Annotated in this window: 11 protein-coding genes and 4 tRNA genes; all 15 read left to right on the top strand. The window is 62.8% G+C overall.

Translation table 11 applies throughout. From position 1 onward, the window contains the following. The first annotated feature begins 112 nt into the window (after positions 1-112). The 15 genes from DOM67_RS18685 (at position 113) to rpsG (ending at position 15054) form a co-directional block, all read left to right on the top strand. Entirely contained in the window at positions 113-1093 is a 981-nt protein-coding gene (locus DOM67_RS18685; RefSeq protein ID WP_110678693.1) for a biotin--[acetyl-CoA-carboxylase] ligase, read from the top strand. A 152-nt stretch (positions 1094-1245) separates the two neighbouring features. Further along, positions 1246-1329: transfer RNA gene (locus DOM67_RS18680), tRNA-Tyr, on the top strand. A gap of 86 nt (positions 1330-1415) precedes the next feature. Then, positions 1416-1489, top strand: a tRNA-Gly gene (locus DOM67_RS18675). Between the two features lie 23 nt (positions 1490-1512). Then, a tRNA-Thr gene (locus DOM67_RS18670) sits at positions 1513-1587 on the top strand. A 149-nt stretch (positions 1588-1736) separates the two neighbouring features. Further along, a tRNA-Trp gene (locus tag DOM67_RS18665) sits at positions 1737-1812 on the top strand. Between the two features lie 72 nt (positions 1813-1884). Beyond that, entirely contained in the window at positions 1885-2253 is a 369-nt protein-coding gene (secE, locus tag DOM67_RS18660) for a preprotein translocase subunit SecE (RefSeq protein ID WP_110678691.1), read from the top strand. Between the two features lie 8 nt (positions 2254-2261). Beyond that, positions 2262-2795, top strand: coding sequence for a transcription termination/antitermination protein NusG (gene nusG, locus DOM67_RS18655; RefSeq protein ID WP_035470343.1), 534 nt, complete (start codon positions 2262-2264; stop codon positions 2793-2795). A gap of 123 nt (positions 2796-2918) precedes the next feature. After that, positions 2919-3350 (top strand): 50S ribosomal protein L11, encoded by a 432-nt coding sequence (gene rplK / locus DOM67_RS18650; protein WP_035470345.1) that lies wholly within the window; start codon positions 2919-2921, stop codon positions 3348-3350. Positions 3351-3352: 2 nt separating this feature from the next. Further along, on the top strand, positions 3353-4045 hold the full coding sequence (gene rplA, locus DOM67_RS18645) for a 50S ribosomal protein L1 (protein ID WP_110678689.1): 693 nt from the start codon (positions 3353-3355) through the stop codon (positions 4043-4045). Positions 4046-4311: 266 nt separating this feature from the next. Beyond that, the gene (gene rplJ / locus DOM67_RS18640) at positions 4312-4815 is read left to right on the top strand and encodes a 50S ribosomal protein L10 (RefSeq protein ID WP_106418806.1); all 504 of its coding nucleotides are present in this window, start codon (positions 4312-4314) and stop codon (positions 4813-4815) included. Between the two features lie 99 nt (positions 4816-4914). Further along, positions 4915-5286 carry a 50S ribosomal protein L7/L12 gene (gene rplL / locus DOM67_RS18635; protein ID WP_110678687.1) on the top strand — a complete coding sequence of 124 codons (372 nt, stop codon included), beginning with the start codon at positions 4915-4917 and terminating at the stop codon, positions 5284-5286. A gap of 262 nt (positions 5287-5548) precedes the next feature. Beyond that, positions 5549-9625, top strand: coding sequence for a DNA-directed RNA polymerase subunit beta (rpoB, locus tag DOM67_RS18630; RefSeq protein ID WP_110678685.1), 4077 nt, complete (start codon positions 5549-5551; stop codon positions 9623-9625). A gap of 90 nt (positions 9626-9715) precedes the next feature. Continuing rightward, positions 9716-13942, top strand: a complete 4227-nt coding sequence (rpoC, locus tag DOM67_RS18625) for a DNA-directed RNA polymerase subunit beta' (RefSeq protein ID WP_110678683.1) — start codon at positions 9716-9718, stop codon at positions 13940-13942. A 147-nt stretch (positions 13943-14089) separates the two neighbouring features. Then, complete coding sequence (rpsL, locus tag DOM67_RS18620) at positions 14090-14464, top strand: 30S ribosomal protein S12 (protein ID WP_035470357.1); 375 nt, start codon at positions 14090-14092, stop codon at positions 14462-14464. Between the two features lie 119 nt (positions 14465-14583). Beyond that, on the top strand, positions 14584-15054 hold the full coding sequence (gene rpsG, locus DOM67_RS18615) for a 30S ribosomal protein S7 (protein ID WP_035470359.1): 471 nt from the start codon (positions 14584-14586) through the stop codon (positions 15052-15054). Positions 15055-15069 lie beyond the last annotated feature (15 nt).

Raw genomic sequence — 15069 nt, 5'->3', positions numbered from 1 at the left:
GGGGCTTTTTGTGCGTGGGTGGTCGATAGGGCAGGGGAGGGCGGTAGCGCGGTACGTTAACGGTGGGCGAGCGATTTCGTTAGAATGCTCTCTTTTGCGCTGGACGATCGGTATGAGCATCGGTGAACTGATACGCCTGCTGGGGGATGGTGATTTCCACTCGGGGCAGCAGCTGGGCGAGCGCTTGGGTGTCTCGCGCACCGCGGTCTGGAAGCAGCTGAAGAAGCTGGAGGCGATGGATCTGCCCCTGGAGGCGGTCAAGGGGCGCGGCTATCGTCTGGTCGATGCCATCGAGTCGCTGGACGGCAAGTCGATCGTCGCGCAGCTGAGCGCCGAGCCACGCCGTCATCTCAAGCGACTGTTCGTCGAGGATGTGCTCGACTCCACCAATACCTACCTGCGCGAGCGCTTCCGGCAGGGGGCGGGCCATGGCGAGGTGTGTCTCGCCGAGAGTCAGACGGCTGGGCGGGGGCGTCGTGGCAAGGCATGGAGCACCAGTTGGGGGCGTAGCCTGATCCTGTCCCTGGGCTGGCGCTTCGATGCCGGCGTGGGGGCGCTCGAGGGCCTCAGCCTGGCGGTCGGCGTGGCGGTGGCTGAGGTGCTCGAAGCGGCGGGGGCGGAAATCGCCCTGAAGTGGCCCAACGACATCCTGATCGCGGTCGAGGGGGAGTGGCGCAAGCTCGCCGGTATCCTGCTCGAGGTGACCGGCGACGTGGAGGGGCCGTGCGAGGTGGTGATCGGTATCGGCCTCAATGTCTCGCTGAGCGCTGCCGGGCGCGAGGCCGCCGGTCAGCCTGCCGGCGCCCTGGCCGACAGGCTGCCGGCACCTTCGCGAAACCGTCTTGCCGCCGCCATCATCGATGCGTTGCTGATGCTCTTGCCACAGTTCGAGCGGCGCGGTTTCGTGGCGTGGCAGGCGGGCTGGAATCAGCGTCATGCCTTTGCCGGTCAGCGCGTCAATGTGATCCAGGCGCGGGAAACCTATCCCGCCACGGCCAAAGCGGTGGATGCCAGCGGCAACCTGGTGGTGACCACAGGGGAGGGCGATCTCACCCTGATGGGGGGCGAAATCAGCATCCGCCCGGGGCGCTGACAAAAAATGCGCCCCGTGCTTGCAATCACCTCATCGCTTTGACACAATGCGCCCCGCCTTGGGGACAAGGTGATCGAGTCTCGACTCTGTTAGTCGAATAAAAACAGAGGCTTGACATCGATGAGCGACAGGTTAGAATGTGTCGCCAGCTAGGAGGGGTTCCCGAGTGGCCAAAGGGAGCAGACTGTAAATCTGCCGCGAAAGCTTCGAAGGTTCGAATCCTTCCCCCTCCACCAGATTTTGCAGTGCCGCTGCGTTGTTGGCAGCAAGAAGTGGCAGGAAAAACCGGTCTGTTTCGGCAAGCCGGATTCAGAGCGGGTAGGCGGGTATAGTTCAATGGTAGAACCTCAGCCTTCCAAGCTGATGGTGCGGGTTCGATTCCCGCTACCCGCTCCAGTTCGAGGTTGTGGTGGTGTAGTGCTCATGTAGCTCAGGGGTAGAGCACACCCTTGGTAAGGGTGAGGTCGACGGTTCAAATCCGTCCATGAGCTCCATTGCTCGATGTCGAACGCTGTGAAAGGCGAGCTGAAGGCTCGCTTTTTTGGTGGCGAGAGAAAAACACTCCAAGGGTTGCTTTTGCCCTCCTCTCTTCGCTATCATAGCGCCCTCCAAATTTCCGGGTGCTTCTCGGATATTTTGATACAGGCCAGTAGCTCAATTGGCAGAGCAGCGGTCTCCAAAACCGCAGGTTGGGGGTTCGATTCCCTCCTGGCCTGCCAGTCTTCCCCAGGCTGGCTCATATTTGATACCTTGTCATGTTCGGTTATCGCGCCTTGAGTTGAGGAGTTTTCATGAAGCACAACGCCGAGGTGCAAGTCTCCCGCTACGACACGCTCAAGTGGGCCGTTGTCGTGCTGCTGCTTGCCGTCGCGGTGGGTGGTAATGCCTGGTTCGCCGATCAGGCGCTGCTCTATCGTGTCCTGGGCGTCGTCGTCGTGTGCGTTGCCGCCGCTGCCGTGGGGCTCACCACCGCCAAGGGGCAGGCGCTGATGGATCTGGCCAAGGGCTCCAAGCGCGAGATTCAGCGCGTTGTCTGGCCGACCCGTCAGGAAACCGTGCAGACGACCCTGATCGTCCTCGCCGCAGTGCTCGTCGTCGGTCTGCTGCTGTGGCTCATCGATACCGTCCTCGGCTGGGCGATGTCCGGAATCATTGGCTAGGAGTTTTCATGTCCAAGCGTTGGTACGTCGTTCACGCTTATTCCGGGTTCGAAAAGCAGGTCATGCGCTCGCTGATCGAGCGCGTGAAGCTGTATGAGGTCGAGGATCAGTTCGGCGAGATCCTGGTGCCGACCGAAGAGGTCGTCGAGATGCGCGACGGCAAGCGCCGCAAGAGCGAGCGCAAGTTCTATCCCGGCTATGTGCTGGTCGAGATGGAGATGAACGAGCAGACCTGGCACCTGGTCAACGAGACGCCGCGCGTCATGGGCTTCATCGGCGGTACGCCGGAGAAGCCGGCACCGATCACCCCGAAGGAAGCCGAGGCGATCCTGCGCCGGGTGCAGGACGGCACCGACAAGCCGCGCCCCAAGACGCTGTTCGAGCCGGGCGAGACCGTGCGGGTGGTCGATGGTCCGTTCGCCGACTTCAACGGCGTGGTCGAAGAAGTCAATTACGAAAAGAGTCGACTGCAGGTCAGCGTGCTGATCTTTGGTCGCTCCACCCCGGTCGAGCTCGAGTTCGTTCAGGTGGTCAAGGACTGAGTCGAAGGCGGGGTCGACACGTTTTTTCATCGCGGCGCTCTTCCAGCGTCGCGTTGTCGTTGCCGGTGATGCGCCGGCCAAACCGGGGAGCCGCAAGGCGCTAATACCCAACAGGAGTTCCACATGGCTAAGAAAGTCCAGGCCTATATCAAGCTGCAGGTTGCAGCTGGCAAGGCCAACCCGAGTCCGCCCGTCGGTCCCGCACTGGGTCAGCACGGTGTCAACATCATGGAGTTCTGCAAGGCGTTCAACGCTGCGACCCAGGATGTCGAGCCGGGCTTGCCGACGCCGGTCGTGATCACGGTCTACTCCGACCGTAGCTTCACCTTCGTCACCAAGACGCCGCCGGCTGCCGTGCTGCTGAAGAAAGCCGCAGGCATCAAATCCGGTTCTGGCGTGCCGAACAAGACCAAGGTCGGCACCGTGACCCGCGAGCAGCTCGAAGAGATCGCCAAGACCAAGGAGCCGGATCTGACGGCTGCCGATCTCGACGCCGCCGTTCGTACCATTGCTGGCAGCGCCCGTAGCATGGGCCTCAACGTGGAGGGCCTCTGATCATGGCAAAGCTTTCCAAGCGCGCACAGATGATTCGCGAGAAGGTCGAGCCGGGCAAGGTCTACTCCCTTGAGGAAGCCGTCTCCCTGCTGTCCGATCTGTCGACCGTCAAGTTCAAGGAAGCGGTGGAAGTCGCCATCAATCTGGGCGTCGATCCGCGTAAATCCGACCAGGTCGTGCGTGGCGCCACCGTGCTGCCCAACGGTACCGGTCGTGACGTGCGTGTCGCCGTGTTCGCCCAGGGCAACGCCGCCGACGCCGCCAAGGAAGCCGGTGCCGACATCGTTGGCATGGACGACCTGGCCGATGAGGTGAAGAAGGGTAACCTGAACTTCGACGTCGTCATCGCGGCTCCGGACGCCATGCGTGTGGTCGGCCAGCTGGGTCAGATCCTCGGCCCGCGCGGCCTGATGCCGAACCCCAAGGTCGGCACCGTGACGCCGGACGTCGCCACCGCGGTCAAGAACGCCAAGGCGGGTCAGGTGCGTTTCCGTACCGACAAGAACGGCATCATCCATGCCTCCATCGGTAAGGTCGACTTCTCCGCCGACGCGCTCAAGGGCAACCTGGAAGCGCTGGTCAACGACCTCAAGCGTCTGAAGCCGAGCACCTCCAAGGGTATCTACTTCAAGAAGCTGACCCTCTCCAGCACCATGGGGCCGGGTCTGACGGTCGATCACAGCGCTTACGTGTGATCGATCACCGAGCAGTAACTTTGCGGTCCCCGTGCGCCGTCTCGCGAGAGGCGGAAAGGGGCGGGGCACCGTCAAAGACCGCAGGTGTCGGCCAACGGCCGACTTAATGTCCGCACCCGGCATCGCCGGAGGAAACCTGCGCAGATGGTGTGGCTCGCCGAATCAGGTGTGCAGCCATCATCCAAGACTTCCGCCGCAGTCGAAGCGGAAGAGATGGTAACCACCGGGTCGCGACATCGTCGCCCCGGCACGAAGGAGTAACCACTGTGCCACTAGCACTCGAAGGCAAGAAAGCGATTGTTGCCGAGGTCAGTGAAGCCGCTAAGGACGCTCTTTCCGTCGTAGTTGCCGACTCTCGCGGTGTGACCGTTAGCGCAATGACCGATCTGCGCAAACAGGCACGCGAGAATGGCGTCCAGATCCGTGTTGTTCGCAACACCCTGGCACGCCGCGCTTTGGCAGGCACTTCCTGGGAGTGCCTGAACGAGACTTTCGCAGGTCCGACGCTTCTGGCCTTCTCCTACGAACACCCCGGCGCTGCCGCGCGGCTGTTCAAGGAGTTCGGCAAGACGCAGAAGGAGTTCGAAGTCAAAGCGCTGGCCTACGAAGGCGAGATGATCCCGGCGGCCGATATCGACCGTCTGGCAACGCTGCCGACTTACGAGGAAGCACTGGCCAAGCTGATGTCCGTCATGAAGGAAGCTTCTGCCGGCAAGCTGGTTCGTACCCTCGCAGCCCTGCGCGACAAGAAGGAAGAAGAGGCGGCCTGAGCCGACACTTCTCCCGATTCGCCTGCGCTAGGTTGAACTGAATCTCATCGAGTGGGCAGGCCGGATGGCCGCCGCTCCGCAAAGTTAGGAATAGGTAACATGGCACTGACTCAAGAAGACATCATCAACGCCGTTGCTGAAATGTCCGTGATGGAAGTTGCGGAACTGGTCTCTGCAATGGAAGAGAAGTTCGGCGTGTCTGCCGCTGCAGCCGTCGTGGCTGGCCCGGGTGGCGGCGATGCCGCTGCTGAAGAAGAGCAGACCGAGTTCTCCGTCGTTCTGACCGCTGCCGGTGACAAGAAAGTCAACGTCATCAAGGTCGTCCGCGAGATCACCGGTCTGGGTCTGAAGGAAGCCAAAGGCGCCGTCGACGGTGCTCCTGCTACCCTGAAAGAAGGCCTGTCCAAGGACGACGCCGAAGAAGCCAAGAAGAAGCTGGAAGAAGCTGGCGCCTCCGTGGAGCTCAAGTAACTCTGTGTTCACGGCTCCACGCGCTGCGTAAGCGCCACGGCTGGTGGCGGGCCTCCCCGCTGCCGGCCTTTTTCTGTTGTTGCTAGCCTGGCGTTAGACCACCTGGCTTGGGATCCCCCCGAATCAGGGTTAAAGCCACTAGACGAATTCCGACGGCGAGCTCCCTCCGGGCAGCTTGCCGTCAGCGCCTAACGGGGTCACCCCCGTTGGGGAGCGCCGACCACGCACCGGTCACCCATGGTGAACAAGCTGGGGAATACAGATGGCTTACTCATACACTGAGAAAAAACGCATCCGCAAGGATTTCGGCAAACTGCCTCAAGTAATGGATGTGCCCTACCTGCTGGCCATCCAGCTTGATTCCTATTATGACTTCCTCCAGCAGGACCGGGCGCCGGAAGAGCGTCTCGAAACCGGTCTCCACGCGGCCTTTCAGTCCGTCTTTCCGATCGAGAGCTTCTCGGGCAACGCGGCGCTCGAGTACGTAAGCTACCGCTTCGGCACCCCGGCGTTCGACGTCAAGGAGTGCCAGCTGCGCGGCGTGACCTATTCGGCACCGCTGCGGGTCAAGGTTCGCCTGATCATCTACGACAAAGAGTCCTCGAACAAGGCCATCAAGGACATCAAGGAGCAGGAAGTCTACATGGGGGAGATCCCCCTGATGACCGAGAACGGGACCTTCGTCGTCAACGGTACCGAGCGTGTCATCGTCTCCCAGCTCCACCGCTCGCCGGGCGTGTTCTTCGATCACGACAAGGGCAAGAGCCACTCCTCCGGGAAGCTGCTTTACTCCGCGCGGATCATTCCTTACCGCGGCTCCTGGCTGGATTTCGAGTTCGACCCGAAGGACAACGTCTTCGTGCGTATCGACCGTCGCCGCAAGCTGCCGGCGACCGTGCTGCTGCGCGCGCTGGGCATGAGCGCCGAGGAGATCCTCGAGACCTTCTTCGACACCAGCACCTTCCACATCGAGCCGGACGGCATCTACGTGGAACTGGTGCCGTCGCGCCTGCGCGGTGACACCGCGACCTTCGACATCAAGGACAACGACGGCAACGTCATCGTCGAGGAAGGTCGCCGCATCACCCAGAAGCACATCCGTCAGATGGAGAGTGCCGGGCTCGAGCGCCTGCAGGTGCCGATGGACTACCTGTTCGGCAAGACGCTGGCCAAGGATCAGGTCGACGCCAAGACCGGCGAGCTGATCTGCGAGTGCAACTCCGAGCTGACCCCCGAACTGGTCGAGAAGCTGGGCCAGGGCGGCGTGACGCGGCTCGAGACGCTCTACACCAACGATCTGGACGCCGGTTCGTTCATCTCAGACACGCTGAAGATCGACACCACGCGCTCGGCACTCGAGTCGCTGGTCGAGATCTACCGCATGATGCGTCCGGGCGAGCCGCCGACCAAGGAAGCGGCGGAGACGCTGTTCCACAACCTGTTCTTCACCGAAGACCGTTACGACCTGTCGGGCGTCGGCCGGATGAAGTTCAACCGTCGTCTGCGTCGCGAGGCCGACACCGGCTCCGGCGTGCTCGACAACCAGGACATCCTCGATGTCCTCAAAGAGCTGATCAACATTCGTAACGGCTTCGGCGAAGTCGACGATATCGACCACCTGGGCAACCGCCGCATCCGCTGCGTCGGCGAGATGGCGGAAAACCAGTTCCGCGTCGGCCTGGTGCGCGTCGAGCGTGCGGTCAAGGAGCGTCTCTCCATGGCGGAGAGCGAAGGCCTGATGCCGCAGGATCTGATCAATGCCAAGCCGGTGGCGGCCGCGGTCAAGGAGTTCTTCGGCTCCTCGCAGCTGTCCCAGTTCATGGACCAGAACAACCCGCTCTCCGAGGTCACCCACAAGCGCCGTGTCTCCGCACTCGGCCCGGGCGGTCTGACCCGTGAGCGTGCCGGCTTCGAGGTGCGTGACGTTCACGCCACCCACTACGGCCGTCTGTGCCCGATCGAGACGCCGGAAGGTCCGAACATCGGCCTGATCAACTCGCTGGCGACCTACTCCAAGACCAACAGCTACGGCTTCCTCGAGACGCCGTACCGCAAGGTCGTGGGCAGCCAGGTCACCGACGAGGTGGTGCACCTGTCGGCGATCGAGGAGGGTGACTTCATCATCGCCCAGGCCTCGGCGACCGTGGATGAGTCGGGCAAGCTGGTCGACGACCTGGTGCAGGTCCGTCACAAGGGCGAGACCACCTTCATGGCGCCGGACAAGGTGACCCTGATGGATGTGTCGCCGCGTCAGGTCGTCTCCGTGGCGGCGGCGCTGATCCCGTTCCTCGAGCACGATGACGCCAACCGCGCCCTGATGGGGGCGAACATGCAGCGTCAGGCCGTGCCGACCCTGCGCGCCGACAAGCCGCTCGTCGGTACCGGCATGGAGCGCTTCGTGGCACGTGACTCCGGCGTCTGCGCCGTGGCCCGTCGCGGCGGCGTGATCGACTCGGTGGATGCCAAGCGCATCGTGGTCCGGATCAACGAAGACGAGATCATCGGCGGTGAAGCCGGGGTCGACATCTACAACCTGACCAAATACGTGCGGTCGAACCAGAACACCTGCCAGAACCAGCGCCCGATCGTGCGCCCGGGCGACATCGTCGCACGCGGCGACATCCTCGCCGACGGTCCGTCCGTCGACATGGGTGACCTGGCCCTGGGTCAGAACATGCGTCTCGCCTTCATGCCGTGGAACGGCTACAACTTCGAGGATTCCATCCTCGTCTCCGAGCGCGTGGTCGAGGACGATCGTTTCACCACCATCCACATCCAGGAACTGACCTGCGTCTCCCGCGACACCAAGCTGGGCGCCGAGGAGATCACCTCGGACATCCCCAACGTCGGCGAGTCGGCGCTGGCCAAGCTGGACGAAGCGGGCGTGGTCTACATCGGTGCCGAAGTCGGTGCCGGCGACATCCTGGTCGGCAAGGTGACGCCCAAGGGCGAGACCCAGCTGACGCCGGAAGAGAAGCTGCTGCGTGCGATCTTCGGTGAGAAGGCGTCCGACGTGAAGGACACCTCGCTGCGCGCGCCGACCGGCATGCGCGGTACCGTCATCGACGTCCAGGTGTTCACCCGCGATGGCGTCGAGAAGGACTCGCGCGCCCTCTCCATCGAGCAGATGCAGCTCGACGAAGTGCGGCGTGACCTGCAGGAGACCTACCGGATCGCCGAGGATGCCACCTTCGAGCGTCTCAAGCGGACCCTCGACGGTCAGGCGGTCAACGGCGGACCCAAGCTGAAGAAAGGCGACGTCCTCAGCGAGGCGTACCTCGAGGAGCTGCCGCGACAGCAGTGGTTCAAGCTGCGTCTGCAGGACGAAGCGCTCAACGAGCTGCTCGCCCAGGCCGACGAACAGCTCGAGAACCGTCGCAAGGAGATGGACGAGCGCTTCGAAGACAAGAAGCGCAAGCTCACCCAGGGCGACGACCTGGCGCCGGGCGTGCTCAAGATCGTCAAGGTCTACCTGGCGGTCAAGCGTCGCATCCAGCCGGGCGACAAGATGGCCGGTCGTCACGGTAACAAGGGTGTCATCTCCGCGATCATGCCGATCGAGGACATGCCGTTCGACGACAACGGCGAGCCGGTCGACGTGGTGCTCAACCCGCTGGGCGTACCGTCACGTATGAACGTGGGTCAGATCCTCGAGACTCACCTGGGCATGGCTGCCCGTGGTCTCGGGGTCAAGATCGAGCGTATGCTGCGCGACGCTCGCGAGCAGCAGGTGGGTGAGATCCGTGAGTTCCTCAAGCAGGTCTACAACACCCAGGAGACGCGGCAGGAAGATATCGACTCGTTGAACGACGAAGAGATCATCACCCTGGCCAAGAACCTGCGCGGCGGCGTGCCCATCGCCACCCCGGTGTTCGACGGTGCCAAGGAGCACGAGATCAAGCATCTGCTGCGTCTCGCCGATCTGCCGGATTCCGGCCAGATGACGCTCTACGACGGGCGTACCGGCGAATCCTTCGACCGTCCGGTGACCGTGGGCTACATGTACATGCTCAAGCTCAACCACCTGGTCGACGACAAGATGCACGCGCGTTCCACCGGCTCCTACTCGCTGGTTACCCAGCAGCCGCTGGGCGGCAAGGCGCAGTTCGGCGGTCAGCGTTTCGGTGAGATGGAGGTGTGGGCACTCGAGGCCTACGGTGCCGCCTACACCCTGCAGGAGATGCTCACCGTCAAGTCGGATGACGTCGAGGGTCGTACCAAGATGTACAAGAGCATCGTGGATGGCGACCACACCATGCAGGCCGGTATGCCGGAATCCTTCAACGTGCTGGTGAAGGAGATCCGCTCGCTGGGTATCGACATCGAATTGGAAAGTTAAGACCGGCACAGTCGATCGATAGCGACGGGTTGCGGGGCCGGCGAGAGAGTCGCGGCCCCGCTCATGACAACTCCGCAACGGAGCGATCCCATGAAAGATTTGGTGAAAGTCCTAAAGTCACAGGCGCAATCTGACGAGTTCGACGCGATCAAGATCACGCTCGCGTCGCCGGAGATGATTCGCTCCTGGTCTTACGGCGAGGTCAAGAAGCCGGAGACCATCAACTACCGTACGTTCAAGCCTGAGCGTGACGGTCTGTTCTGCGCCAAGATCTTCGGGCCGGTCAAGGATTACGAGTGCTTGTGCGGCAAGTACAAGCGCATGAAGCATCGCGGCATCATCTGCGAGAAGTGTGGCGTCGAAGTGACCAAGGCCGCGGTACGCCGCGAGCGCATGGGCCACATCGAGCTGGCCTCGCCGGTCGCTCACATCTGGTTTCTGAAGTCGCTGCCGTCGCGCATCGGCATGTTCCTCGACATGACCCTGCGTGACATCGAGCGTGTGCTCTACTTCGAGTCGTTCGTGGTGATCGACCCGGGTATGACCACCCTCGAGCGCGGTCAGCTGCTCAACGACGAGCAGTACTTCGAAGCGCTGGAAGAGTTCGGTGACGACTTCGACGCGCGCATGGGCGCCGAGGCGATCCAGGCGCTGCTCAAGGACATCGATCTGGAAGAGGAAGTCGAGCGCCTGCGTGAAGAGATTCCGCAGACCAACTCCGACACCAAGATCAAGAAGCTGTCCAAGCGCCTCAAGCTGTTGGAAGCCTTCTACAAGTCCGGCAATGCGCCGGCGTGGATGGTCATGGAAGTGCTGCCGGTGCTGCCGCCGGACCTGCGTCCGCTGGTGCCGCTGGACGGTGGCCGCTTCGCGACCTCCGATCTCAACGATCTGTATCGTCGTGTGATCAACCGCAACAACCGCCTCAAGCGGCTGCTCGACCTCAATGCGCCCGACATCATCGTGCGCAACGAGAAGCGCATGCTGCAGGAGTCGGTCGATGCGCTGCTCGACAACGGTCGTCGCGGTCGTGCCATCACCGGTTCCAACAAGCGCCCGCTGAAATCCCTGGCCGACATGATCAAGGGTAAGCAGGGGCGTTTCCGTCAGAACCTGCTGGGTAAGCGCGTCGACTACTCCGGTCGTTCGGTCATCACCGTGGGCCCGACCCTGCGCCTGCACCAGTGTGGTCTGCCGAAGAAAATGGCGCTGGAGCTGTTCAAGCCGTTCATCTACTCCAAGCTGCAGGGGAGTGGTCAGGCTTCGACCATCAAGGCCGCCAAGAAGATGGTCGAGCGCGAGCTGCCGGAAGTGTGGGACATCCTCGCCGACGTCATCCGCGAGCACCCGGTACTGCTCAACCGTGCGCCGACGCTGCACCGTCTGGGTATCCAGGCGTTCGAGCCGCTGCTGATCGAAGGCAAGGCGATCCAGCTGCACCCGCTGGTGTGTGCCGCCTACAACGCCGACTTCGACGGTGACCAGATGGCCGTCCACGTGCCGCTGACGCTGGAGTCCCAGCTCGAAGCGCGCGCGCTGATGATGTCGACCAACAACGTGCTGTCGCCGGCCAACGGCGAGCCGATCATCGTGCCGTCCCAGGACGTGGTGCTGGGTCTCTATTACATGACCCGCGAGCGCATCGGCGCCAAGGGTGAAGGCAAGGCGTTCGCCAACCTCAACGAACTGGATCGCGCCTTCGCGACCCAGAACGTGTCGCTGCACGCCCGGGTCAAGGTCCGCCTGACCGAGTGGCTGTCCGACGAGAAGGATGGCGAGATCACCGAGCTGACCGAGACCGTCTCGATCAAGGAGACCACCGTCGGCCGTGCGCTGCTGTTCCGCATCCTGCCCAAGGGGATGCCGTTCGAGCTGGTCGACAAGCCGATGAAGAAGAAGGCGATCTCCGGTCTGATCAACGAGGTCTACCGTCGTGCCGGCCTCAAGGACGCGGTCATCTTCGCTGACCAGCTGATGTACACCGGTTTCCGTCTGGCGACCTGGTCCGGCGCTTCGATCGGCGTCAACGACTTCGTCATCCCCGATGACAAGAAGGCGATCGTCGATGCGGCCGAGGACGAGGTCAAGGAGATCGAAGACCAGTTCTCCTCCGGTCTGGTGACCGCGGGCGAGAAGTACAACAAGGTCATCGATATCTGGTCCAAGGCCAACGACAAGGTGGCCAAGGCGATGATGGCGGGTATCTCGAAGGAGACCGTCACCGACCGTGACGGCAACCAGGTCGAGCAGGACTCGTTCAACAGCGTCTTCATCATGGCCGACTCCGGTGCCCGTGGTAGTGCCGCCCAGATCCGTCAGCTGGCGGGGATGCGTGGCCTGATGGCCAAGCCGGACGGCTCGATCATCGAGACCCCGATCACCGCCAACTTCCGTGAAGGTCTGAACGTACTCCAGTACTTCATCTCGACCCACGGCGCGCGTAAAGGTCTGGCGGATACGGCACTCAAGACCGCCAACTCCGGTTACCTCACCCGTCGTCTGGTCGATGTGGCCCAGGATCTGGTCATCACCGAGCACGACTGCGGCACCGAGAACGGCCTGACCCTGCACCCGGTGATCGAGGGCGGCGACGTCATCGTCTCGCTGGCCCAGCGTGTGCTCGGCCGTGTGGTCGCCCAGGACGTGATCGACCCGCAGACCGACGACGTGCTGATCCCGCGCGGCACCCTGCTCGACGAAGCCTGGTGCGAGCGTCTCGACACCATGGGTGTCGACGAGATCGTGGTGCGCAGTGCCATCGCCTGTGAAACCGCACATGGCGTCTGCTCCTCGTGCTACGGCCGTGACCTGGCCCGCGGGCATCAGGTCAACATCGGCGAAGCGGTGGGCGTCATCGCCGCCCAGTCGATCGGTGAGCCGGGTACCCAGCTGACCATGCGTACGTTCCACATCGGTGGGGCGGCCTCACGCGCCTCGGCGGTCGACAGCGTGCAGGTCAAGCACGGCGGTATCGTGCGTCTGCACAACATCAAGTCGGTCGAGCGCGAAGATGGCAAGCTGGTGGTGGTCTCCCGCTCCAGCGCCCTGGCCGTCGCCGACGACCACGGCCGCGAGCGTGAGTACTACAAGCTGCCCTACGGCGCCGAGCTGTCGGTCAAGGATGGCGACCACGTCGAAGGTGGCCGGATCGTGGCCAAGTGGGATCCGCACACCCACCCGGTCGTTGCCGAGGTCAAGGGTAAGGCCCAGTTCACCGACATGACCGAAGGCCTGACCATCACGCGCAACGTCGACGAGATGACCGGTCTCTCCTCGATCGAGGTGATCGAGAGCGCCAACCGTCCGGCTTCCGGTCGCGACAAGCGCCCGATGATCATGCTCGCCGACGACGCCGGCAAGCACGTCACCCTGCCGGGTTCCAACACCCCGGTGCAGTATCTGCTGCCGGGCCGCGCCATCGTCTCGGTCGAGAACGGTGCCGAGATCGGTGTGGGTGAAGTCATCGCGCGTATCCCGCTGGAGGCGTCCGGTAACAAGGACATCACCGGTGGTCTGCCGCGCGTCGCCGACCTGTTCGAGGCGCGCAAGCCGAAAGAGCCTTCGATCCTGGCCGAGATCACCGGTACGATCTCGTTCGGCAAGGAGACCAAGGGCAAGCGTCGTCTGACGATCACCCCGAAAGAGGGCGATCCGCTCGAGATGCTGATCCCGAAATGGCGTCAGATCGGCGTCTTCGAAGGGGAAACGGTCGAGAAGGGCGAGGTGATCTCCGACGGTCCGAGCAACCCGCACGACATCCTGCGTCTGCTCGGCGTGGCGGAGCTGGCCAAGTACATCACGGTCGAGATCCAGGACGTCTACCGTCTGCAGGGCGTGAGCATCAACGACAAGCACATCGAAGTGATCGTGCGTCAGATGCTGCGCAAGGTCGAGATCAGCGATGCTGGTGACTCCTCCTTCATCCCGGGCGACCAGGTCGAACTGGTGCGGGTGCTGGAAGAGAACGTTCGCCTCGAGAAGGATGAGAAGTTCCCGGCCAAGTACGAGCGCCTGCTGCTGGGTATCACCAAGGCCTCGCTGGCCACCGAGTCGTTCATCTCCGCGGCCTCCTTCCAGGAGACCACACGAGTGCTGACCGAAGCGGCGGTGACCGGCAAGCGCGACTACCTGCGCGGCCTGAAGGAAAACGTCGTGGTCGGTCGTCTGATCCCGGCCGGGACCGGGCTCGCCCACCACGAAGAGCGGCGTCGCAAGCGCGAAGAGTCCGAGCGCACGCTGCAACCGTCGGCGTTCGACGTCGAGCAGGAGCTGGGTGCCCAGCTCACCGCGCTCGATGCCGACGACGACGATCTCTAAGTCGTCAGCCTGCCGCCTGCCCGTACTGGGCGGGCGGCCTTGACGGCTCTCGCGACAACTGATTAGAATGCGCAGCCTTTATGTGTGGGGCGGTACAACCGTTGCGCGCGTAAGGCAAGGCAACCCATTGGAGTCAGCTAAAACACTATGGCAACGATCAATCAGCTCGTGCGCAAGCCGCGCAAGCGCCCCGTCGAGACTAGCGACGTGCCGGCGCTGCAGGCCTGCCCGCAACGCCGTGGGGTCTGCACCCGCGTCTACACCACTACGCCCAAGAAGCCGAACTCGGCACTGCGTAAGGTGTGCCGCGTGCGCCTGACCAACGGTTTCGAAGTCAGTTCCTATATCGGCGGTGAAGGCCACAATCTTCAGGAGCACTCCGTGGTCCTGATCCGTGGCGGCCGCGTCAAGGACTTGCCGGGTGTGCGTTACCACACCGTTCGCGGCGCCCTTGACACCTCCGGTGTCCAGAACCGTAAGCAGGGCCGTTCCAAGTACGGCACCAAGCGTCCCAAGGCCTGATGCCCGGACGTCTCCCAACATTTTTATCGGTCAGATAAGAGTAAGGTCGGCCGGAGTCGCTACGACAGCGCCTCAGCGTGCCGGGTTTACCTGAACGACCCTTCAATTGAGGGCTTATCATGCCTAGAAGAAGAGTTGCTGCTAAGCGCGAGATCCTTCCCGATCCCAAGTTCGGAAGCGAGCGCCTGGCCAAGTTCATGAACCATCTGATGATCAGCGGCAAGAAGTCCGTAGCTGAGCGTATCGTTTACGGTGCGCTGGACAGGGTTGCCGAGCGTGGTAAAGAAGCGCCGCTGGACATCTTCGACAAGGCGCTGGAAGCGATCCAGCCCATGGTCGAGGTCAAATCCCGTCGTGTCGGCGGTGCCACCTATCAGGTGCCCGTCGAAGTGCGTCCGTCCCGCCGTCAGGCGCTGGCCATGCGCTGGCTGGTGGACGCCGCACGCAACCGCGGTGAGAAGACCATGGTTCAACGTCTTGCCGGCGAAATGCTCGACGCCGCCGAAGGCAAGGGCGCTGCCGTGAAGAAGCGTGAAGACGTGCATCGCATGGCAGATGCCAACAAGGCCTTCTCTCACTACCGCTTCTAACCAACGGGGACTTCC

The organism is Salinicola sp. RZ23 (assembly GCF_003206675.1).
Taxonomy (GTDB): domain Bacteria; phylum Pseudomonadota; class Gammaproteobacteria; order Pseudomonadales; family Halomonadaceae; genus Salinicola; species Salinicola endophyticus.
The sequence above is the reverse complement of the archived record's forward strand: the minus strand, read 5'-3'. Positions and strand labels throughout refer to the sequence as shown.

Excerpts from the sequence above, each read along its gene's own strand:
- rplL (WP_110678687.1), top strand. The coding sequence starts at position 4,915 with ATGGCACTGACTCAAGAAGACATCATCAACGCCGTTGCTGAAATGTCC.
- rpsL (WP_035470357.1), top strand. The coding sequence starts at position 14,090 with ATGGCAACGATCAATCAGCTCGTGCGCAAGCCGCGCAAGCGCCCCGTC.
- rplA (WP_110678689.1), top strand. The coding sequence starts at position 3,353 with ATGGCAAAGCTTTCCAAGCGCGCACAGATGATTCGCGAGAAGGTCGAG.
- rpsG (WP_035470359.1), top strand. The coding sequence starts at position 14,584 with ATGCCTAGAAGAAGAGTTGCTGCTAAGCGCGAGATCCTTCCCGATCCC.
- rpoB (WP_110678685.1), top strand. The coding sequence starts at position 5,549 with ATGGCTTACTCATACACTGAGAAAAAACGCATCCGCAAGGATTTCGGC.
- secE (WP_110678691.1), top strand. The coding sequence starts at position 1,885 with ATGAAGCACAACGCCGAGGTGCAAGTCTCCCGCTACGACACGCTCAAG.
- nusG (WP_035470343.1), top strand. The coding sequence starts at position 2,262 with ATGTCCAAGCGTTGGTACGTCGTTCACGCTTATTCCGGGTTCGAAAAG.
- DOM67_RS18685 (WP_110678693.1), top strand. The coding sequence starts at position 113 with ATGAGCATCGGTGAACTGATACGCCTGCTGGGGGATGGTGATTTCCAC.
- rplK (WP_035470345.1), top strand. The coding sequence starts at position 2,919 with ATGGCTAAGAAAGTCCAGGCCTATATCAAGCTGCAGGTTGCAGCTGGC.
- rpoC (WP_110678683.1), top strand. The coding sequence starts at position 9,716 with ATGAAAGATTTGGTGAAAGTCCTAAAGTCACAGGCGCAATCTGACGAG.